Annotated in this window: 1 protein-coding gene; it reads right to left on the bottom strand. The window is 67.0% G+C overall.

The genetic code is table 11. From position 1 onward, the window contains the following. Nucleotides 1-407 precede the first annotated feature (407 nt). Nucleotides 408-1,595, bottom strand: a complete 1,188-nt coding sequence (locus BRAS3809_RS29400; protein ID WP_008965655.1) for a urate hydroxylase PuuD — start codon at nucleotides 1,593-1,595, stop codon at nucleotides 408-410. Between the last annotated feature and the right edge of the window lie 166 nt (nucleotides 1,596-1,761).

The following is a 1,761-nucleotide window of genomic DNA, read 5'->3' as shown; positions in this document are numbered from 1 at the left end:
TTGGCAGCGCATGACGATGTCGCTTGGACCGTAGGGTGGGCAAAGCGGCCGCCGAAGGCGGCAGCGTGCCCACCGTGCATCTGTATGCTGGGCGAGATTGGTGGGCACGGCGCGCGATGCAGCGGCGCATTCACCCAAACAGCACGGGCGCGCCTTTGCCCACCCTACGGACCCCATCGTCGTCCCGGGCAAGCCGCGACGCGCCCAGCGCGTTGCGGCGCCGACCCGGGACCCATACGCCGCAGCGGCTGTGAGTTGTGAGGTGCTGCCGATCGCGTGCCCCAAACCACGCCCTGTGGTTATGGGTCCCGGCTCGAGGCCGGGACGACGGCGAGCCTGGAGCTGGCTTTTTCGGCTGTCTTACGATGTGATGAGGCGGTCGCCGGCACGAGCACGAGCGCCGCGTCTCATCGCGCCCCCGCCCACGCCGCGAGCACGGCGCGCTCGTCGGCGGTGATCTCGGTGATGTTGCCGGGCGGCATCGCGCTCGACCAGGCGGCGTTGCGGGCGATCAGGCGGGCGTTGCGCTGGATGTGCTCGGCAGTGTCGAGCAGCACGCCCTTGGGGGCGGTGACGATGCCGTCCCACACGGGCTCGGCGGCGTGGCACATGCTGCAGCGGGAGGTCACGATCTCCTCGACCTGCGCGAAGGTCGGCTGTGCGACAGTGGCGGCCGTCTTTGCGTCGCGCGGGCCGGCGGCGGACAGCAGCAGGATCGCGATCATGCCGGCGGCGGCGACGCCCCACACCCACCAGGGCGACGGGTGGCCCTTGTGGCGCTCGTTGAAGAAGTGGCGGATCACCGGGCCGAGCGCGAGCACGATGGCGACGATCGCCCAATTGTAGCGGGTGCCGAACAACAGCGGATAATGGTTGCTGATCATCAGCGCGACGACCGGCAGGGTCAGATAGTTGTTATGGACCGAGCGCTCCTTGCCGGCCTTGCCGAGCTTGGGATCGGGCGCCTCGCCGGCGAGCAGCGCGGCGACGATCTTCTTCTGGTTGGGGATGATCACCGCGAACACGTTGGCGACCATGATGGTGCCGATGATCGCGCCGATCTGGTTGAACGCGCCGCGGCCGCTCAGCACGTGGGTAAAGGCAAACGTGAGCGCGACCAGGAAGATGTAGCCGCCGATCGCAAATGGCAGCTCGTGCCGGGCGAGGCCGCTGCGGCAGGCGGCTTCATACAGCAGCCACGCCAGCGCCAGCGAGCCGAAGCTGAACAGGCCGGCCTGGACCGGCGTGAGATCGAGGATCGACTTGTCGACCAGGAACAGATCGGCGTTGAGGTAATACACCACGATCATCAGCACGAAGCCGGACAGCCAGGTGGTGTAGGCCTCCCATTTGAACCAGGTCAGCTCGCTCGGCATCTGCGACGGCGCCACCAGATATTTGACGATGTGGTAGAAGCCGCCGCCATGCACCTGCCAGGCCTCGCCCATCACGCCCTTCGGCAGGCTGTCGCGCGACTTCAGGCTGAGATCCAGCGCGATGAAGTAGAACGAACTGCCGATCCAGGCCACCGCCGCGATCACGTGCAGCCAGCGGAAGATCAGGCTCAGCCATTCCGATATGATTGAAGCCCACATCGCGCGGTCATCTCCTGTTGTCGTTGGTTCGAGCACCGCGCGGCCAGTGCGGTGCGATCTCTCGCCGCCTGCGGCAGGTCAACCGCATATGACTTGGCGTTTGCGGGGGCCTCATGGTTCGCGACGCGCCGCAGCCGGCGCTCCCGACCATGAGGATTGAGAATCT

This window comes from Bradyrhizobium sp. STM 3809, from assembly GCF_000239795.1.
In the GTDB taxonomy this organism is placed as follows: Bacteria; Pseudomonadota; Alphaproteobacteria; order Rhizobiales; family Xanthobacteraceae; genus Bradyrhizobium.
The sequence above is the reverse complement of the archived record's forward strand: the minus strand, read 5'-3'. Positions and strand labels throughout refer to the sequence as shown.